This window comes from Stenotrophomonas sp. PUT21 (assembly GCF_052232875.1).
GTDB classification, from domain to species: Bacteria; Pseudomonadota; Gammaproteobacteria; order Xanthomonadales; family Xanthomonadaceae; genus Stenotrophomonas; species Stenotrophomonas maltophilia_N.
The window spans coordinates 2,690,770-2,709,692 of sequence record NZ_CP197645.1 but is presented as its reverse complement, the minus strand read 5'-3'; the positions used below and the strand labels follow the sequence as shown (position 1 = coordinate 2,709,692).

Genomic DNA, 18,923 nt, shown 5'->3' with positions numbered 1-18,923 from the left:
CGTTGTAGAGCCGCGCCATGCGTGGCTGCCGGCACGATTGCTCAATGATCCCGCTCGACCGCCAGCGTCGCCAGCGCACGCAGTGCATCTGCCGGCTCGCCGTACCCGGCCAGGCCATCGAACATCTGTTCGCTCAGCGTGCGCAGATGCGCCTTCGCCCCGTCCATGCCGAGCAGCGCCGGGAAGGTGGACTTGGCCTGGGCCTCGTCCTTGCCGGCGGTCTTGCCGAGCTGCTCGGAACTGGCTTCGACATCGAGGATGTCATCGCGCACCTGGAACGCCAGACCGAGCGCCGAGGCGACCGTATCCAGCGTCGCCAGATCGGCGGCGGGTGCCTGGCCACACAGCGCGCCCATGCGCACGGCTGCGCGGATCAGTGCGCCGGTCTTGAGCGCGTGCATGCGCTCAAGATCCTGCAGCGGCTGTTGATGACCGGTCGCGTCGATATCCAGCGCCTGGCCGCCGCACATGCCGGCGGCACCGGAGGCATGCGTGAGCGTCTGCAGGCAGGCCACACGCAGTGACGCGGGCAGCGGCGCATCGGCGATCAGGCCGAACGCGCGGGTCTGCAGGGCATCACCGGCGAGGATCGCGGTGGCCTCATCGAAGGCGATGTGGGTGGTCGGGCGGCCGCGACGCAGGGCGTCATCGTCCATCGCCGGCAGATCGTCGTGCACCAGCGAATAGGCGTGAATCAGCTCCACCGCCATCGCGGGCGCGTCCAGCGCGTTCTCGTCGGCGCCGAAAACCCGGCCGCTGGCATACACCAGCAGTGGGCGCATGCGCTTGCCGCCGCCCAGCACCGCATAGCGCATCGCCTGATGCAGCCCTCGCGGGGCATCGGACGGGGAGGGCAGGCTGGCGTCGAGCTGGCTTTCGATCCGGTCGCGCCAACGCGCGAACGTGGCCTCAACCGTCATGGCTGGGCGGGTCGAATGGCACTGCGGTGTCGGGCTGGGCCGGGTCGCTGAGCAGGCGCACGCGCAGTTCGGCCTGTTCCAGCGCCTGTTGGCACTGGCGGTACAGACCGACGCCACGTTCGTAGGCGCTGAGCGATTGCTCCAGGCTCATTTCGCCGGTTTCCATCTTCTCCACCAGCTGCTCCAGTTCTTCCAGCGACTGCTCGAAGTGGGCGACCGGGGAGGTTTCATTGGGGGACTTCTTTGCCATGTACCAAGTGTGGGCTGCTGGCCGGGCGGGGTCAATTCACGCCGCGCCGGGTGTCCACTGCAACTGCGCGTGATGGGCCTGCAGCCACGGTTGCAGGGCGGCACCGATGACCCGGTCACCGGCGGCCAGCAATGTGTCCTCATCGAACAGCAGCGGCAGCTGGCGACGTTGCCAGGGCGGCAGTGCCTGCTGTTGCAGCAGATCCTTGAGCGCATGGGAATGCGAGCGCCCCGGCAGCTGGATGCGCTCGCCGCCGCGGCGCGCGCGGATCTGCACGGGGCTGTCGAAACCGGCGTCGGTGCCAAGCAGGCGCAGCTCGCCACCATCAGGCAAGGCCAGCGGCGTGCGGCCATCCCAGTGCACGCTCCAGTCGGCTGGCAACGCCAGGCTGGCCGAGAGCAGGTGCAACTGCCCGCGCCAGCGCCGGATACGTGCCCCCTGCCAGGCGAACTGGGCATCGGCATGGTGGGCGGCCGGGAGCAGCTCGCGTTCGACCGTCTCCACGCCCGCTGCCGGCAGCGGCGGCAGCCCACTGCCACGCACCCAGTGCCGCAGCAACCGCGCGCGGCGCTCGACTGGCTGGCGCAGCAAACGCGCACAGTCGATCACGCCAGGGCCGACGCTGCAGCGCTCCAGCGCCTCGCGGTCCGCGCTGTCGAGCAGGTGCTGGGATTGCGTGCACAGGGCGGCACTCCGGGCGAATGCCGCATCGGCCTGCGGCCAGCGCTGGCGCAGGTGTGGCAGCACGTGCAGGCGCAGGAAGTTGCGGTCCGCGTCGTCGCTGGCATTGCTGGGGTCTTCGATCCACTCCAGGCCTTCGGCCTGCGCATGCGCCCGCAGGCTGCTGCGCGGAACCTCCAGCAACGGGCGCCACACGGTGCCGGCGCCAAACGCGCTGGTGATCTGCATGGAGGCCAATCCATCCACGCCGGAGCCGCGCAGCGCACGCAGCAGGAAGGTCTCGGCCTGGTCGTCGCGATGGTGCGCAAGGGCCAACTGTTCGCCGGGCAGCAACTGCGACGCAAACGCTTCGCGACGTGCATGCCGTGCGGCGGCTTCCAGGCCCTGGCCCTGATGACGCGGTACCTGCACGCGGATCACCCGCAGCGGAATGTTCCACCGCGCGCAGAGCTGTGCGCAATGCACGGTCCACGCATCGGCCTGTTCCTGCAGGCCGTGATGGACATGCACGGCGCGCAGGCCAGCGGTGCGCTGGGCCGGCGAGGTGGCCAGCCAATGCAGCAGGACGGTGGAATCCAGCCCACCGCTGAAGCCCACCAGCACAGGGTGGGCGACGGACGGGGGCGGGGGAAGCGGGGGTGTCATGGGAGGCGCGATCTCAGGCGAACCGGCAGTATCGGTGCTGCGTGGCGGCGATGCCACGCGGGGCGATCACGGGGTTTGGGCACCCATCGCAGAACGGCCCTGGCGGTCGATGCGATACCAGGTGCCGCCGACCATGGCGATGTGCCCGTGGTCGTCCGGCGTGCCCGGCCGGCAGCCTTCGCAGACGCGGGCCACCCCGTCATCGAACGCCCAGCCAAAATCGAACGTGCCCGGAAATGCCTGGCGCAGCTGGGTATCGAAGTAGCCGATGCGCTGCCCGACCCGCCCACGGACCAACCCGTCCACGACGTCGTCCGGGCCATTGTCGACGGTGATCACCGGCAACTGACGGCCATCGGCACGGACGTAGTGGTACCCGCCGCCCGCATGGATCGGCGCCAGACCGTGCTGGTCGTAGGACAGCGACGCCAGGGACGTCGCGTCGAGTTCAAGATGCCCATCGATCCACTGGCACCCGGACAGCGGCTGCAGCCCATCCTCCTGGGTCAGGGCGGCGCAGCCGGTGTCGGCGGCCAAGGCCAGCGGCGATGCGAGCAGGCCCGCCACCAGCAACAGGGGCCGCGCGAGGCGGCCCCTGTTCGCTGCAGTGCGAAGCAGTCGATGCATTACTTGCTGTCGCCGGCCTGGCGCTCGAACGCGGTCGGCTTGGGCAGCTCGACCGGCACGCCCTTGGCATCGCAGGTACCGGCGTCGCACAGGCGCTGGCGCAGGCGCGGGGTGGCCTGCACGATCATGTGGTAGATCGCGTTCTGCTCCATGGTGCCGCGCACGGCCTTGCTGCCTGGGCCCCGCGCCCAGATACCGACGTCTTCACCACCATGCGATTCGCTCTTGGCCGGGACCAGCGCTTCCTGCATGTAATCCGGGTGCTCGGTGTCGACCGCGGTCAGGTCCGGCCGGCCGGTGGTCGGATCGAAGCTGCTCGGGTTGTGCGGGTACCGCTTCGGGCCGACCGGCTGCTGGTTGCTGGCACCGGTGTAGCCCGGGCCATTGGCGTAGGTCAGCGTGGTGTAGGGCAGGCCGAGGCCGTCGCGGGCCAGGTCCAGCTTGCCGGCACCGTCTTCGCCGCCCTTGTCCTTGACCTTGCCCAGGATCGGGTTGCCACGGGCCGGGTAGCCTACGAAGTTCAGCGTGTGCGAGTGATCGGCGGTGACGATGATCAGGGTGTCCTGGTCGGAGGTCGCCTCGACCGCGGCGCGCACCGCATCGGACAGCGCCACCGTATCGGTCAGCGCCCGGTAGGCATTGCCGCTGTGGTTGGCGTGATCGATGCGCGCACCCTCGATCATCAGCACGTAGCCTTCCTGATGACGCGACAGATTGGCGATCGCCGCCTTGGTCAGTTCGGCCAGGCTCGGCTCACCGGCCGGATCGTCCTTGCGCTCGGCTTCGTACCGCATGTGGTCCGGCTCGAACAGGCCCAGGATGGCCGGCGCATTGGCCGCCGCCTGCAGCTGCTTGGCGTTCCACACATACGCACCCTGCGGATGCGCCTGCTGCCACTCGGTCACCAGGCTGCGCCCGTCCAGGCGCTGGCCGACCTTGTCGTCGTATTCCGGATCGCGCTCTTCCACCGTGGTGAACTCACCGCGGCCGCCGCCGAGGGCGACCAGCGGGCCGCGCCCGAAGCGCGAGGTCGACAGCAGCTGCTGGGCAATATCGCGGCAGCCGGCGGCCTTGGCTTCTTCCGGTACGTCGTTGTCGTTTTCCCAGTTGCGCTCGGGGGAGTGGGCGTAGGTCGCCGCCGGGGTGGCATGGGTCAGGCGCGCGGTGGAGACCACGCCGGTCGCCATGCCGGCGCTGTCGGCCAGCTGCAGCCAGGTCAGCAGCCCCTTGTTCAGGCTGTCGGCGCAGTCATTGCGGGTGCCCGCGCTGACGCCGATCGCGCCCATGTGGGTCTTCACGCCGGTGGTGATCGCGGTCATGGTGCCGGCCGAATCCGGCGTCTGCGAATCAGTGTTGTAGGTCTTGCTGAACGCCGTGGCCGGGAAGCGCTCCCAGGACAGCAGGTTCTCCTCGCCCGGATGCCCGTTGCGCTGCCCCTCGAAGATGCGCGCCGCGGCCACCGTGGTCAGGCTCATGCCGTCACCGAGGAACAGGATGACGTTTTTGGCCTTGCCGTCCATCGCCCCGGTGCTGGCCGCGCGTGCCGCACCGCTGCGGTACCACCACTGCGGGGTTTCCCCGGCGGGGTGGGCAATGGCCGGCACATCGACCTGGACCGCGCCGGCAGCGGCGCTGGAGGAGGGAGCGGTACTGGCGCAGGCGCCGAGCAGCAGGGTGGTGACGGCAGCCACCAGAGGCGTGAAACGGGACATGGATGAATGCATCTCACATGTGAAACGGGCGTTCATTATGCAGAACGCCGCAAGGCACGCCGATGACACGCTGATTTTCCGTGCACGCCTCGTTCCACGGCCCGGCTTGGGCTAAGGTGCCTAGCTGTCAAATTACCTCTGGAACGCGCATGAAGCTGGTCTCTGCCTGGCTGCGGATCCCCTTCTGGCAACGGGTCCTCGGCGGCTTCGTCCTTGGCGCACTGGCCGGCTGGCTGCTTGGGCCGGCCGCCGAAACCTGGTTCGGCCCGCTCGGCGATCTCTACGTCACCCTGATCAAGATGATCGCGGTCCCGCTGGTGTTCTTTGCGGTGATCAACGCCATCTCCTCGCTGCACGGGCAGAAGTCCGTGGCGGCCCTGGGCGGGCGCACCTTCGTGTGGTTCATCATCACCGCCGCCCTGGCGGTCTGCGTGGGCCTGGCCGTCGGCACGGTCATGCAACCGGGCAGCGGTGCACTCAGCCTGAGCATGGACCACAGCTACACCCCGCGCGAAGTGCCCAGCGTGATCAAGGTGCTGATGGATGTGGTGCCTTCCAACGTGTTCTACGCGTTGACCGGCATCGGTACGCGGGTCAATGCCGCCGGTGAAACCGTCCTCGCCGCCGGCCGCGGCTCGATCCTGCCGGTGATCTTCTTCGCCGGCCTGCTCGGCTTTGCGATGGTCAAGCTGGGCGACAAGGTCAGCGAAGCGCGCAAGCTGACCGGGCAGATGAGCGACATCATGATCCAGGTGACCCGCTTCGTGCTGGAGATCACCCCGCTCGGCACCTTCGGCCTGATCGCCGGCCTGGTCGGCAGCTACGGCTTTGAAAAGCTGCTGCCGCTGGGCAATTTCGTGCTCGCCCTGTACATCGCCTGCGCCCTGCATATCGTGGTGGTTTACGGCAGCCTGCTGCTGATGCATGGCCTGAACCCGCTCAAGTTCTTCCGCGGCGCCGCCCCGGGCATGCAGGTCGCTTTCGTCAGCTCCTCCAGCTTCGCGGCCATGCCTGCGGCGATGCGCTCGATCACCCACAACCTCGGCGTCAACAAGGACTACGCCTCCTTCGCCGTTCCCCTGGGGGCCAGCATCAAGATGGACGGCTGCGGCGCGATCTATCCCGCCCTGTGCGCCGTCTTCATCGCCCAGTACACCGGCGTCCCGCTCACCCCCGAGCAGTACATCGTCGTGCTGATCGCCTCGGTCCTGGGCAGCTTCGGCACGGCCGGCGTCCCCGGCACCGCGGTGGTCATGGCCACCGTCGTGCTCAGTGCCGCCAACCTGCCACTGGAAACCATCGGCTACCTCTACGCGATCGACCGCATCCTGGACATGATGCGCACCATGACCAACGTCACCGGCCAGATGCTGGTCCCGGTGATCGTCGCCAAGGAAACCGGTCTGCTCGACCGCGCGGTCTACGACAATCCCTCCACCAACCTGGGCGTGGATGAAGGCGAAGAACGAACGTCCTGACGCAGGGACCCATGCACCACCCAAAGACCGGCGAGAGCCGGTCTTTTTTTGCTTGTGTGGGGCTTGGCACCGCCAGCCCTCACGACAAAGCGACTGGCTGACGCTGTACAAGCAAACCCGCAGCAAGCCTGAATCCGCACCGTAAACCCCTGTATCACCCGGTGTAACACCCGTGATACACCCGCACCGTGCCTACCTGTCAGCGCCACGTGATCACCGCACCAACCCATTCATTCGTCCAAACGCTAACGCCCCTGTAACAGCAATGTTGCGTGCGGATAACCCGAACCGCGCAGAAACCCATGAAACGCGGGCCTTCGGAACTTGGCACGAATGCTGCTCCACCCCTCCGCATGTCATCGGAGGTCGCCATGGACAGCGTTGCCGCACACCGCACTCGACACACCACGCTCTGGCTGCTCGCCGCCGCACTTGCCGTGCCGGCCGCCGCCAACGCCTCCGGCGCCCGCCAGGGCGTCAAAGCCCAGCCCGGCGAAATCGTCCTCCTGCGTGACGTCTCCGCACGCCCGGCCTACCGCCCCGCACCCCCGGGCATGGCGCTCATCGCCGACCCTTCACCGCGTCGCGAAATCGGCCACGCCCTCGGCACCTCCACCGGCATGGATGAACTCAGCGACGACGATTACGCCTCGCTCGGCTCCAACACCGGCGCCGGTGTTCCCCGCAGTTCCACCACCATCGAACGCGTCACCGGCCACACCGTCAACGGCACGCTCGGCAAAGTCACCGACAGCGGCATGCTGTCCAGCGGCCAGTTCAGCAACACCATCGGCGGGCCCATGGGCGCGGTCGGCAACGCCACGCGCGGCATCGGCGACCAGGTCCGCGGCGCGCTTGCCCAGTTCCCGCTCGGCCAGCCCGCAGGCGGGCCCGGCAAATGAACATCGTCCTGCGCACCGCCCTGCTCACGGGCCTGATGCTCGCGCCTCTGGCCGCGCATGCCCAGCAGAGCAACGATTACGCCGCGATGCTCTCCTACCTCAATCAGAGCCGCATCGACGGCCGCACGCTGGCCGGCGCCGACGGCGCGATCACCGTCAACATGGCCGCCGGTGACCTCAACCAGCAGGCCAACCTGATGGGCATCGCCAACGGCCGCAACGCCCACATCACCGTGGATGCGCGCCAGCAGCAGTCCAACAACCTCAGCCTCAGCGACACCGCCATGGATGCCAGCGCCACGCTCGGCGGCCAGGCACTGAACGGCGCCAGTGGCGTCGCATCGATCAATCAAGCCAGCGGCAATGGCAACGCGACGCTCAACGTCGTCACCGCCACGCTGGCGCAACAGGGCATACGCGAAACGAACGACGAGGCCTTGGCCGCGTCGGGCGCGCTCGCGTCAGCAGGGGGGCAGGGGGCCGTCAACAGCGGTCGGTCGGCCGGAACTCGCAGGGTGGCGGTCGAAGCCTCCGCGCTGCAGGGATTCGACGGCGTCCTGCAACTCAATCAGATCGCGGGATCCGGCAACGCCACCGCAAACCAACTGAGCATTTCGGTGCAGTCCACCCCGTGAGTAGTCACATCCACCCGATTGTCTGTGATGAGAGAGAGGGCACCATGAACACCAACATGAAACGGACCGTACTGGCCATCGCCGTCGCCGCTGCATCCGCCTCCGCGGGCGCCAGCGGCTGGGGCAACGATCGCGACAACCAGAACCAGAGCGCCAACATCAACCACCTGCACAACGTGGCTGAGACGCGCACCAACACGAACACCGATACCAACACCGAAACCAATACCACCACCAACACCGATACCGATTCGCGTACCTGGAACCGGACCTGGAACAACACCCGCAACAACAACAGCACCACCAACACCACCATCAACGACAACGTGACGAGCAACACCAACGTCACCAGCAACCGCAACGTGACCAGCAACCGCAACGTCACCGAGAACGTCAACAAGACCAGCAACATCCAGGCCGACGAACGCCAGGAAAAGAACAACCACGGCGTGGACGTCAACATCGAAAAGGACCTGCGCCTGAGCTCGGACATCAGCTTCTCGGGTGATCCGGAAATCACCGGCTCGATCGACATCGATTCGGCCGCCATCGCCGTCATCGACAACCGCCAGTCGGTCACCAACAACCTGGCCGGCAACAGCCTAGTGACCAACAGCGCCTCGATCGCCGACGACGTCGGTGCCGATGCCTCCGGCAACCTGGGCTTCAACGTCGCCGCCGGTGACAACAACGCGCAGGACAACGCCGCTTCGCTGTCCGCGGCCGATGCGTCCTTCAGCTTCGGCATGGCCGATGCGGAAGTCTTCGTCAACCAGTTCGGCGGTGGCAACACCACCATCAACTCCGGCGTGACCAACGCCGCAGGCCTGGGTGGCAATGCCTTCAGCGGTGCGTCCGGCAACATCGGCGCCAACGTCGCGTCCGGCAACAACAACGAGCAGAAGAACGCGCTCGCCGCGTCGGTGGCCACCAGCGCCTATGCGACCTCGAGCATCAGTTCCAACCAGGTGTCCTCCGGCAACACCGTCAGCAACGCCGGCTACCTGCAGTCGATGACCGACACCGTGGACGTGAACCTGAGTGGTCGCGTTGCCGGTGCCACGTTGGCGGTCGGTGCGGGCCGTTACAGCGGCACGGGGAGTGCCTACCAGAAAGACAACTACTACCTGGATACCTGGAGTGGCGCGCTGGATCACCCGAGCGGCAGCGAAACCGGTCACATCGACCTGGATAGCGATATCCAGAATGCCACCGCCAACCCGAATCGTCCGGGCGTGGGTGGCATTGCGTTTGACACCGATGAGCGCGGCACCAGCCAGTTCGTTGAACTGGGCGTGGCCGACCTCTACGCGAGCCTGAGCGGGACCGTGTCCACCACCCGCTGGGTGAACGTGGATGCGACCAACACCGCGGCGTTGTCCGGCAGTGCGTTCTCCGGCGCCTCCGGCAACATCGGGGTGAACGTGGCCTCCGGTACCGGCAACCTGCAGGCCAACAGTCTGGCCCTGGCGGTTGCGCAGCCCTCCACCGGCGGCGGTGGCGGCGGTCCGGAACAGTAAGGTTGTCCGTTTTCGCAAGCAGTACGCGTTGAGCGCAACAAACCCGGTCATCCGCCAATGACCGGGCTCCCCGGGAGCCCCTGTCCCTTCTCCCCCTTGGGGCAGGGGCTCCTTCCTGAGCCGGAGTCACGCATGTCCAGTCGTATGCGCACGTGGATGCTGGTGTGGGCCTTGTCGGTGCTGATGATGCCGATGGGGATCGTGCGTGCCGGCGATGTCGGCTTCAGTGGTGTGCTGCCCAACGGGGCAGTGCTCACCCAGCGCGTGGAAAGCATGCAGGAACGGCGCTTCCGCAATGTCGTACGGCAACACACCGATTACAGCTGTGGCGCAGCTGCGCTGGCCACGATCCTGCGCTACGCCTACCACCTGGAGGCGGATGAGGGCACGGTGATCGAAGGGATGATGGGGGTCTCGGATCCACAACTGGTGCACCAGCGTGGGTTTTCGCTGCTGGACATCAAGCGTTATGTCGAATCGATGGGCATGCGTGGACGCGGCTACCGCGTCAATGAAGAGCGCCTGCGCTCACTGCGCGTGCCCGGGCTGGTGCTGATGGATGTGCGGGGCTTCCGCCACTTCGTGGTCCTCAAACAGGTCCGTGGCGATCTGGTGGATGTCGCCGACCCGATCCTGGGCAACCGCAGCATTCCCGTCAGCGAATTTCTCCAGGCGTGGCCGTCGCGCGCCGTGTTTGTCGTGATCGGCAGTGACTTTGATCGCAACACGGTGCTGCTGCAGCCCGGTGAACGGCCGAGTGCCCGTTCGCTGTACGCCAGGCAGGGACCGATCACCGACGCCGAACTGGTCGACTTCGGATTCACCCATGCCGATCTGTTTTAAGGAGGCAACATGAACATCGCAACCTGGACGCCCGGCATCGTGCTGCTTGCCCTGCTGGGCATCGTGCCGGCGCATGCCGACGAAAGCCGGCCCGGCAAGGGATTGAGCGAAATCCCCGATCCGGAATTGAACCTCATGCGTGGCCGCTACACCGTCGGTGGCAACACCGTGGCGTGGTTCGGCGTCACCATGGTCTCGCAGTGGCAGACCGCCGGCGGGCAATCGGCGCAGAGCGCGCTGAAGCTGGGCATGGACTTCAGCCACGGCGGCAGCACACCCAGGATCAGCTTTGCGCCCAGTGTGAGCGTGACCGCGGCCGATGCACCGCTGCCGGTGACCCCCGGGCGCAGCGTCGATTCCAGCGGCCTGCAGAACGTGGCCGGCCTGAGCCAGAGCATCCAGGTGGCCGGTGACGGCAACCTGGCCAGCAACGCGACCCAGTTGACCGTGCGCGATGGCACCGCGCCCACCCCCACCGGCGAAGGCGTGAACCTGGCCAGCGTGCATCAGGGCGGCGTCAGTGCGCTGGCCCAGCTGGAAGGCAACACGGCCAAGGTGCAGTTGCAGATCGAGGGTGTCGGCGCGGTCCAGCAATGGATCCGCAATGGCAGCGTCGGCCAGAGCATCGCGCTGGGCAGTGATGGACAGTCGGTCACCAATCGGCTGCAGATCGATCTCGTCAGGCAGTCGATGGCCAACAACGTGCCGCTCAATCAGAACGTGGCGCAGGCGATGACGCTGGTACGCGGAGTAGGCATGGGGCCGGGCCAGTGATCCATCGGCACGGCAGGGGGAGCGTCAACACAACAGTGGGCCAAGGCAATGCACACGATGATCCGCGCAACACCGCTGGCGCTGGCGGCGCTGGCACTGATGGCGGCTGCGTCCGCCCAGGCGCAGGCCCAACAGCCTGCGCCCAATGACGAGGCCGACGTCAAGGCGCTGATGGCGCAGCTGGAAAGCCTCAAGGCCAACTACGCGCAGGAAGTACGGCGCCTGCGCGAGCTGGACATGCAGGTGCAGGCCATGCAGGCGCGGCTGACCGGCAAGACCGCGCCGGTTGCCTCCAGCGCGCCGCCCCCGCAGCAGGCACTGCCGGCGGGGACCCCGGCAGCACCGGCCAGTGCCGAGGGCTACGCCAGCTCCGCCGCCGAGGCTCAACAGGCCAAGCAGGAATCCCGGCGCAGCGTGGACGACGTCAAACAGCAGCAGGCGGCGCTGTTCAGCCGCCGCTTCACCATCGAAAACAGCCTGTCCTACGCGCGCTATGACCGCAAACAGCTCAGCCTCAACGGCTTCCTGGCGCTGGATGCGATCTTCCTGGGCAACATCGCCATCGAGAATGTGGAGTCGGACACGCTGACCTACAACCTGGCCGCACGCTGGGGGGTCAGCCCACGCCTGACCCTGAACCTGGATGTGCCCTACCTGGCCCGCAAGACGGTATTCCAGAAGGGCGGTGCCGGCGGTTCCGCGGCGGCCATCGCGCACGAAGAAACGACCGGCAACGGCATCGGCGACGTTGGCGTGAGCGCCAACTACCGGTTGTTCGCCGAGCGTGGGCGGTTGCCGGAAACCGTGCTGACCGTGGGCGCGACCGCGCCGACCGGGCGGGCGCCGTATGGGCTGGACTGGAAGGTGCTCGAGCGCGATGACGATGACTTCATCCGCTTTGCCGTACCCGAGCAGCAACCGACCGGCAATGGCGTCTGGCAGGCGAACATCGGCCTGTCCGCCGTGAAAACCGCCGACCCGGCGATCCTGTTCGCCAACATCGGCTACATCCATTCTTTCCCGCGCAGCTTCGATGACATCGATGCGAATCCGGACACCACCAACCCGGGTGACGTGAAGCTGGGCGGCTCCTATTACTTCGGTGCGGGCGTGGCGTTTGCGTTCAACGAGCGTACCAGCCTGAGCATCTCCTTCAGCGACAAGCTGAGTGCGCGCGCCTCCACCCGCTACAAGAACGGCCAATGGCTCAAGGTGATCGGCAGTGACGCGAACGCGGGCACGCTCAACCTGGGCATCACCTATGCGCTCAACCAGAAGACCACCCTGGTCAGCCTGCTGGGCATCGGCCTGACCCCGGATGCACCGGACTTCACTTTGGCCTTCAAGGTGCCATACAGCCTGTGAGCGATTGCGCTCACACGCGGTAAGCGCCGGGTCAGCGCAGTTCGGGCAGCGCGAGCTGGTGCTTGCGGCAGAGGCGGTAGACGGTCACGCGCGAGACCTGCATGTGGCGCGCGCAGGCGGTAATGTTGAAATCGGCCTGGCGCAACGCATGCAGCAGGGTCTCGCGTTCGGCGATCTGCTTGGCGCCGTGCAGGCCGCGCTCGGCGCTGGCCACCAGCGGCTGGTTCAATTCCAGATCCGCCGCGGTGATGAGTTCGGCATCGCTGACGATCGCCGCACGCTGGACCCGGTTGAGCAGCTCACGCACGTTGCCTGGCCATGCGAAGCGCTCCAGCGCCTGCACCGCATCGGCAGTGAAGCCGCGCGCCCGGGTGACGTGGCGATGCCGGAAGCTGGCGAGAAAGTGGTGGGCGAGCATCGCGATATCGCTGCCACGCTCGCGCAGCGGCGGCAGCGGCAGGCGCAGGACATTGAGCCGATAGAAAAGATCGCGGCGGAAGTGACCCCGCTCGACCGCGGCTTCGAGATCGACGTGGGTCGCGGCCAGCACACGCACGTCCACCGCCAGCGGCCGGTTGCTGCCAACGCGCTCGACCGTGCCTTCCTGCAGCACGCGCAGCAGGTTGGTCTGCGCATCCAGTGGCAGGTCGCCGATCTCGTCTAGGAAGACGGTGCCGCCACTGGCTGACTCGAACAGGCCCAGGCGCCGTGCCGCCGCGCCGGTGAAGGCGCCGCGCTCATGGCCGAACAGTTCGGACTGGACCAGCGCGGCCGGAATGGCGCCGCAGTTCACCGCCAGGAAGGGGCGCGCATGCCGTGCTGACAGGGCATGCAGGGCCTGGGCGGCCAGTTCCTTGCCGGTACCGGTCTCGCCGGTGATCAGCACCGGCAGGTCCACCGGCGCGTACTTGCGTATCGCCGCGCGGGTGACCTGCAGCACTGCGCTGTCCCCGATCAGGGACTGCGGGCCATGCGTGGCGGGCAGGGGGACGGCACCGGCCAACTGCTGCAGCCGCTGCACCACGCGCGGGAGATCGATCGGGGCGGCGTAGGTGTCCACGCAGGCTGCCAGCAACGCATCCAGGACCGGCGAGGCCCGCAACGGCGCGGCCGGCAGCAACGCCAGCAGGCTCATGTGGCGGTGGTCGACCAGCAGCTGCTGCAGATGGGCCAGATTGGCCGGCACCACCGTTCGCAGGTCCAGCAGCCCCACGACCTGGTCGCTGCCGCGCATGCCGATGCCGGCGCATTGTTCGGGGGCCACGCTGCGGACCTGCCAGCCGGCCGCGGCCAGCGTCGCCCGTTCAAGCGCGAGAGGTTGCCCAAACCAGATCACACACCGGGCAGGAAAATCGGGGACAGCCGCCATGCGTCACCTTGTCGACGAGAATCTCGGGCGGTGTCTGCTGCCTGATCGGTTGCCACGGACGTGCCGCCCCACGTCCGGGTCCATCCCCCGCCGCAGCGCGTGTGCGCTGGGCGCGTCCTCCGCCGGGAAAAAGACGGTGACAGAGAAGGGAACGCGGGTTGGGGCGGCCAGCGGCCATCGCCGCGGCCCAACGAAAAAGGCCGCTGCAGGGCAGCGGCCTTTCATCGAGGGGCTCAGCAGGGCGCGTCAGAGGTCGACGCGGCGGGCCTGCATGAACTTGCCACCCCAGTAGCCGCTGACCAGGCTGTCCACACGGACGTCCTTGCCAGTGCTCGGGGCGTGCAGGAAGCGGCCTTCACCCACATAGATGCCGACATGGTCCACACGGCCCTTGCGGCCGAAGAACACCAGGTCGCCAGCGGCCAGGGCGTTGCGATCGTTGATCAGCTGGGCGGCGCCGTCATGGGCCATCTCGCGCGAGACACGCGGCAGCTCGACTCCCAGCGCGGTACGGAACACATAGCCGACCAGGCCACTGCAGTCGAAACCGCTGTCCGGCGAGGTGCCGCCCCAACGGTACGGGGTGCCCAGCAGGGTCATCGCCCGGCGCAGCAGAGACTGGACCTTGCCGTTTTCGGCGGCGTCACCGGCCACGGTAATCGCGCCGGTGCTGGCATCGTAATTGGCGAGCAGGCGGCTCAGATCGCCGGCGAACATCGCCGAACGGTCCATGAGGGGGATGGTGTCGTTGGCCGCCAGGTGCGGAAGCAGGGCGGCGAGGGTGGCGCTGGCAGCGGCATCGGCCTTGCTGCGGGCCGGCGCATCAGCCTTGGGCTTGGCCGGCGCGGAGGAATCGGGGGCAACAGTGACAGGGGTTGCAGAAGCGTCGGGGGCGATCGTCGTTGCGGACTGCGCCCAGGCCGGAAGGCTGGCCAGGCAGAGTGCTGCAGCGAGGAAAGCGGGTCGGGGGCGTCGCCGGGTTGCGGCGGTCTGGCCTTTGCAAGTCAGGTCGTCTGTCGTCACGCGGCGGTCACTGAATAAAAACGATGGGTGATGATGCCGTGTAAGCGCAGTGATTAGGTACAAATTCCGTTAATTTTTCGTTTACAACTGTGTGATGTGAGTCACAAATTTGTTTGTTAGCCCTGTTCAGCTTAGTCAAGGACGCGTTTTGCCCCCGTGTAGTGGTCCTTCCAGTACGGGCCCCCCAGCGAGTCCAGCCGGACCGTGCCACCGGTGCTGGGGGCATGCACGAAGCGGCCTTCACCCACATAGATGCCGACATGGAAGACGTTGCCCTTGTCGCCGAAAAACACCAGATCGCCCGGCGCCAGGCGCTTGGGATCGATCTTCGGCCCCTGCACCGCGGCCAGATCGCGCGAGGTCCGCGGCAGGCGCAGGTCGAGCATTTCGCGGTACACATACGCGACCAGCCCGCTGCAGTCGAAACCCGATTCGGGGGTATTGCCACCGTAGCGGTAGGGCGTGCCGACCAGACCGATGGCGCGCATCAGCACCGCATTGGCGGCCTGCGGATCGTTCGGGGTGACGCTGGGCCAGACCTGGGTCGAGGCGGGCGGCGGGGCCGGGCGGGTAGTCTTGCCGCCACCGCAGGCGCTCAGCAGGGCGATGATCGCCAGCAGGGCCAGGTGGCCGGTCAGGCGGGTCAGGCGCGAAGCTGGCGTCATGTGCATGTTGTCCGGATAATGCGCGACCTTAGAAGGCCGTCATGATGGCGGCGTATCCGGCAGGCCACAACCCGCCTCACCCGTCTGCCCTCGGCAGTCTCCAGACCAGAGTTGCGCATGAAGATCGAAAAAGACCGCGTCGTCCGTTTCCATTACACCGTCGCCGAGCAGGGCCAGGAGCCGATCGAGAGCTCCAAGGACCGTGATCCGCTGGCGATCCTGATCGGCCACGGCAACATCATCCCGGGCCTGGAAAACGCCATGATGGACAAGGAAGCCGGCGCCACCTTCGAGGTGGACGTCAAGGCGACCGACGCCTACGGCGAGCGCCGCGAAGGCCTGACCCAGCGCGTGCCCAAGAAGCACTTCGGTACCAGCAAGCTGGTCCCGGGCCAGCAGGTCGTGCTGCAGACCAACTTCGGCCCGCGCGCGGTGACAGTGGAGAAGGTCGGCATGAGCGTGGTCGACGTCGACCTGAACCACCCGATGGCCGGCAAGGACCTGCACTTCAACGTCGAGATCGTCGACGTGCGCGAAGCCAGCAAGGAAGAAATCGAGCACGGCCACGTGCACGGCGACGGCGGCCACCAGCACTGAGTGCTGCGCCCCATCGTTGATCCAACGGCCCGCTTCGGCGGGCCGTTTTCGTTTGTGCGGCAGGCCGCCGTGTGCACGGCATAATGGCGGACCTGGTCAGCGGATTGCCTGTGAACGCAGCTTCTTCTCCTTTGCAGCCGGTGGGCGCGCACGAGCGCATCGCCGTCATCGATATCCTGCGCGGGTTCGCGTTGCTGGGCATCCTGCTGATGAACATGGAGGCGTTCAGCGGTCCGCTGGATCTGTCCTTCACCGGCATCGATCCGCACTGGCAGGGCGCCGACTACTGGGCCGACGCGGCGATCTACGTGCTGGTCCAGGGCAAGTTCTTCACCCTGTTCTCGCTGCTGTTCGGCGCGGGGTTCTCGGTCATGGCGCAGCGCGCCGATGCGGCCGGCCGCGCGTTCGCACCGTTCTATCTGCGCCGCAGCGCGGCCCTGCTGCTGATCGGCCTGTGCCATGCGCTGCTGGTGTGGTCCGGCGACATCCTGGTGATCTACGCCTTGATCTCGCTGCTCTTGCTCGCCTGCCGCGAAGCGCCGCGCAGCTGGTTGCCCGCGATGGGCGCGATCAGCTATCTGGGCGCGGCCGGACTGGTGTTGGTGCTGGGCGCACTGATGAGCTGGATGGCCAGCATGGAGCACACGCAGGAGCCGCTGCGCGAGGCCATCGCCCAGGCCCAGCGGACGATCGAACTGCAGCGGCAGGCGTACGCGCACGGCACGTGGGGCGAGGCCGTCGGCCAGCGCTTGCGCGACCTCGGTGCGATGCTCTCGGGCATCTTCGTGATTGGTCCGGAAGTGCTGGGTATGTTCCTGATCGGCAGCTGGTTCGCCCGCAGCGGCGCGCTGGCCGAGCCGGAACGCTTCGCGCGGCTGTATGCACGGCTGCGCTGGATCGCTCTGCCGATTGGCCTGGTGTTGATGCTGGGCAGTGCGATCTGGCATCCGTACCAGGCCCCTGGCACGCTGGATCTTGCCGGTGGCGTGGCCTATGCCGTGAGTGCACTGGCCGGGCTGCTGATGTGCCTCGGCTATCTGGCCTGGATCGTGCACGGGCGCGCGCGCCTGCAGCTGCTGGCGCCGATGGGGCGGATGGCGTTGACCCACTACATCGGCCAGTCGCTGGTGTGCACCTGGGTGTTCTATGGCTACGGACTGGGCGCGTTCGAGACGATGCCGCGGCTGTGGCAGATCCCCTTCGCGCTGGCGCTGTTCGCGCTGCAGGTCGGCATCAGCCATGTGTGGCTGCGCTGCTTCCGCTTCGGGCCGCTGGAGTGGATCTGGCGCGCGATGACCTATCTGCAGTGGCCGCCGCTGCGGCGGACCTGAAACAGGGTGCCGCGCACCGTCACGTCTGGATCGCGGCCGGCCATGGCATGCTGGCGCTGCGCATGAGCGTCGACACCGGCCAGTTGATGGCAGACCTGATCAACGGCCCGCGCGCCGGCGATCGATCCCGCCCCTTACCGAGTTGAGCAATGCCAATGACGACGCAATACGACTATGACCTGATCGTGCTGGGCGGTGGTTCCGGCGGCCTGGCCGCGGCCTTCCGCGCCGCGCAGCATGGGCAGCGGGTGGCGATGCTGGAGCCGGGTGAACTCGGCGGGACCTGCGTCAATGTCGGCTGCGTACCGAAGAAAGCGATGTGGCTGGCCGCCGATCTCTCCGGCCGCATTGGCCTTGCCGCGGCGATGGGCTTCGATGTGCCGGTACGCCCTTCGCTGGATTGGAAAGAACTGGTGGTCCACCGCCAGGCCTATATCGCCAACATCCATACCAGCTATCTCAAGCGCCTGGATGAAAACAACGTGGTGCGCGTGCCGCGCCGTGGTCGGCTGGTCGACGCGCACACGGTGGAATGCAGCGATGGTGTACGCATCAGCGCCGCGCACATCCTGATCGCCACCGGCGCGCATCCGCAGCGCCCGGACATTCCCGGCGCCGAGCTGGGCCTGGTCTCCGATGATTTCTTCAACCTGTGCAGCGCGCCGGAGCGTGTCGCGATCGTCGGCGGCGGCTACATCGCGGTCGAGCTGGCCGGGCTGCTGCAGGCCCTTGGCAGCCGCGTGACCCTGCTGGTCCGGGGCGAACGCCTGCTGGAACGTTTCGATGCGGAACTGACCGGACAGCTTGCCGAGAACCTGCGCCACCAGGGCGTGCAGGTCCATTTCTGTTATCGCCTGCGCGAGCTGCAGCGCGACGGCGACGGCGTGGTGGCGCTCGGGCACGATGGGCCGGCCGATGGTCGCTTCGATGCCGTGTTCTTCGCCACGGGGCGACGCGGCAACAGTGCCGACCTCGGGCTGGACGCCGTGGGCGTGGTGGTCGGGGAGAAGGGCGAGGTGGAGGTCGACGAGTGGCAGACCACGGCCGTACCCAGCGTGCACGCGGTGGGCGATATCGCCGGCAAGGTCGGCCTGACCCCGGTGGCGATCGCCGCGGCGCGCAAGCTGATGGACCGCCTGTTCGGTGGCCAGCCGCAGGCGAAGATGGACTATGAGAACGTGGCCAGCGTGGTGTTCTCGCACCCGGCGCTGGGCGCAGTGGGCTTGAGCGAAGAAGAGGCGTGCGCGAAACATGGCGACGTACGCGTGTACCGCAGCAACTTCCGCCCGATGCTGCAGGCGTTGGCCGACGGCACCCAGCGCAGCCTGTTCAAGCTGGTCTGTGTCGGGGAAGAAGAGCGTGTGGTCGGCGTTCACCTGCTGGGCGAGGCGGCCGATGAAATCCTGCAGGGCTTCGCACTGGCGGTGAAGATGGGCGTGACCAAGGCCCAGTTCGACGACACCGTGGCGATCCATCCGACCTCGGCAGAAGAAGTCGTCTTGATGCGCTGAAAGCGCATCAGCGGCGTGCACCCGCCGAAGCCGCAGCAGGGATCCGGTAGTGCCACGCCATGCGTGGCGACCGCG

At 67.3% G+C, this 18,923-nt stretch carries 18 protein-coding genes and 1 pseudogene; 11 read left to right on the top strand and 8 right to left on the bottom strand.

The genetic code is table 11. From position 1 onward, the window contains the following. Positions 1 to 41: 41 nt before the first annotated feature. The 5 genes from ACTT2I_RS12450 to ACTT2I_RS12430 all read right to left on the bottom strand — a co-directional run bounded on the left by ACTT2I_RS12450 (position 42) and on the right by ACTT2I_RS12430 (position 4,835). Positions 42 to 920: a polyprenyl synthetase family protein gene (locus tag ACTT2I_RS12450; RefSeq protein WP_088434455.1), complete on the bottom strand. Its 879-nt coding sequence runs from the start codon at positions 918 to 920 to the stop codon at positions 42 to 44. Further along, positions 910 to 1,170, bottom strand: coding sequence for an exodeoxyribonuclease VII small subunit (locus tag ACTT2I_RS12445; protein WP_019182618.1), 261 nt, complete (start codon positions 1,168 to 1,170; stop codon positions 910 to 912). The genes ACTT2I_RS12450 and ACTT2I_RS12445 overlap by 11 nt, the downstream gene beginning before the upstream one ends. 36 nt (positions 1,171 to 1,206) lie before the next feature. Then, positions 1,207 to 2,496 carry a tRNA lysidine(34) synthetase TilS gene (gene tilS, locus ACTT2I_RS12440; protein WP_421099246.1) on the bottom strand — a complete coding sequence of 430 codons (1,290 nt, stop codon included), beginning with the start codon at positions 2,494 to 2,496 and terminating at the stop codon, positions 1,207 to 1,209. Positions 2,497 to 2,562: 66 nt separating this feature from the next. Continuing rightward, the gene (locus tag ACTT2I_RS12435) at positions 2,563 to 3,123 is read right to left on the bottom strand and encodes a WG repeat-containing protein (RefSeq protein ID WP_293978180.1); all 561 of its coding nucleotides are present in this window, start codon (positions 3,121 to 3,123) and stop codon (positions 2,563 to 2,565) included. Further along, positions 3,123 to 4,835, bottom strand: a complete 1,713-nt coding sequence (locus tag ACTT2I_RS12430) for an alkaline phosphatase (protein WP_421099247.1) — start codon at positions 4,833 to 4,835, stop codon at positions 3,123 to 3,125. Before ACTT2I_RS12430 ends, ACTT2I_RS12435 begins: the two co-directional genes overlap by 1 nt. 149 nt (positions 4,836 to 4,984) lie before the next feature. Between ACTT2I_RS12430 and ACTT2I_RS12425 the strand changes: the two genes are divergently transcribed. The 7 genes from ACTT2I_RS12425 to ACTT2I_RS12395 all read left to right on the top strand — a co-directional run bounded on the left by ACTT2I_RS12425 (position 4,985) and on the right by ACTT2I_RS12395 (position 12,352). Continuing rightward, entirely contained in the window at positions 4,985 to 6,313 is a 1,329-nt protein-coding gene (locus ACTT2I_RS12425) for a dicarboxylate/amino acid:cation symporter (protein WP_421099248.1), read from the top strand. 371 nt (positions 6,314 to 6,684) lie between these two features. After that, complete coding sequence (locus ACTT2I_RS12420; RefSeq protein WP_088433256.1) at positions 6,685 to 7,215, top strand: hypothetical protein; 531 nt, start codon at positions 6,685 to 6,687, stop codon at positions 7,213 to 7,215. Next, the gene (locus tag ACTT2I_RS12415; protein ID WP_421099249.1) at positions 7,212 to 7,850 is read left to right on the top strand and encodes a hypothetical protein; all 639 of its coding nucleotides are present in this window, start codon (positions 7,212 to 7,214) and stop codon (positions 7,848 to 7,850) included. The genes ACTT2I_RS12420 and ACTT2I_RS12415 overlap by 4 nt, the downstream gene beginning before the upstream one ends. 44 nt (positions 7,851 to 7,894) lie before the next feature. Beyond that, the gene (locus tag ACTT2I_RS12410; RefSeq protein WP_088433257.1) at positions 7,895 to 9,370 is read left to right on the top strand and encodes an adhesin; all 1,476 of its coding nucleotides are present in this window, start codon (positions 7,895 to 7,897) and stop codon (positions 9,368 to 9,370) included. A 156-nt stretch (positions 9,371 to 9,526) separates the two neighbouring features. Then, entirely contained in the window at positions 9,527 to 10,213 is a 687-nt protein-coding gene (locus ACTT2I_RS12405; protein ID WP_253247680.1) for a C39 family peptidase, read from the top strand. Between the two features lie 9 nt (positions 10,214 to 10,222). Next, a complete protein-coding gene (locus ACTT2I_RS12400) occupies positions 10,223 to 10,987 on the top strand; it encodes a hypothetical protein (protein ID WP_088433259.1) in 765 nt (254 codons plus the stop codon). Positions 10,988 to 11,035: 48 nt separating this feature from the next. Next, complete coding sequence (locus tag ACTT2I_RS12395) at positions 11,036 to 12,352, top strand: hypothetical protein (RefSeq protein WP_421099250.1); 1,317 nt, start codon at positions 11,036 to 11,038, stop codon at positions 12,350 to 12,352. Between the two features lie 31 nt (positions 12,353 to 12,383). Here the strand turns inward: ACTT2I_RS12395 and ACTT2I_RS12390 are convergent, their stop codons facing one another. The 3 genes from ACTT2I_RS12390 to ACTT2I_RS12380 form a co-directional block, all read right to left on the bottom strand. Further along, positions 12,384 to 13,721, bottom strand: coding sequence for a sigma-54 interaction domain-containing protein (locus ACTT2I_RS12390; protein ID WP_421099251.1), 1,338 nt, complete (start codon positions 13,719 to 13,721; stop codon positions 12,384 to 12,386). A gap of 246 nt (positions 13,722 to 13,967) precedes the next feature. Next, positions 13,968 to 14,744, bottom strand: a complete 777-nt coding sequence (locus ACTT2I_RS12385) for a C40 family peptidase (protein WP_421099252.1) — start codon at positions 14,742 to 14,744, stop codon at positions 13,968 to 13,970. 131 nt (positions 14,745 to 14,875) lie between these two features. After that, positions 14,876 to 15,415 (bottom strand): C40 family peptidase, encoded by a 540-nt coding sequence (locus ACTT2I_RS12380; RefSeq protein ID WP_421099253.1) that lies wholly within the window; start codon positions 15,413 to 15,415, stop codon positions 14,876 to 14,878. A gap of 111 nt (positions 15,416 to 15,526) precedes the next feature. On the opposite strand from ACTT2I_RS12380, the gene ACTT2I_RS12375 reads away from it, so the two are divergent. From ACTT2I_RS12375 to gorA, 4 genes and pseudogenes are all read left to right on the top strand, one after another. Further along, a complete protein-coding gene (locus tag ACTT2I_RS12375) occupies positions 15,527 to 16,006 on the top strand; it encodes an FKBP-type peptidyl-prolyl cis-trans isomerase (RefSeq protein WP_088433264.1) in 480 nt (159 codons plus the stop codon). Between the two features lie 83 nt (positions 16,007 to 16,089). Next, positions 16,090 to 17,337 carry a DUF418 domain-containing protein gene (locus ACTT2I_RS12370; protein ID WP_421099254.1) on the top strand — a complete coding sequence of 416 codons (1,248 nt, stop codon included), beginning with the start codon at positions 16,090 to 16,092 and terminating at the stop codon, positions 17,335 to 17,337. A gap of 14 nt (positions 17,338 to 17,351) precedes the next feature. After that, positions 17,352 to 17,496 (top strand): annotated as a pseudogene (locus tag ACTT2I_RS12365) (amino acid dehydrogenase); the annotation flags it as partial. Beyond that, positions 17,493 to 18,848: a glutathione-disulfide reductase gene (gorA, locus tag ACTT2I_RS12360; protein WP_421099255.1), complete on the top strand. Its 1,356-nt coding sequence runs from the start codon at positions 17,493 to 17,495 to the stop codon at positions 18,846 to 18,848. The pseudogene ACTT2I_RS12365 and the gene gorA, both read left to right, overlap by 4 nt. Positions 18,849 to 18,923: the final 75 nt, after the last annotated feature.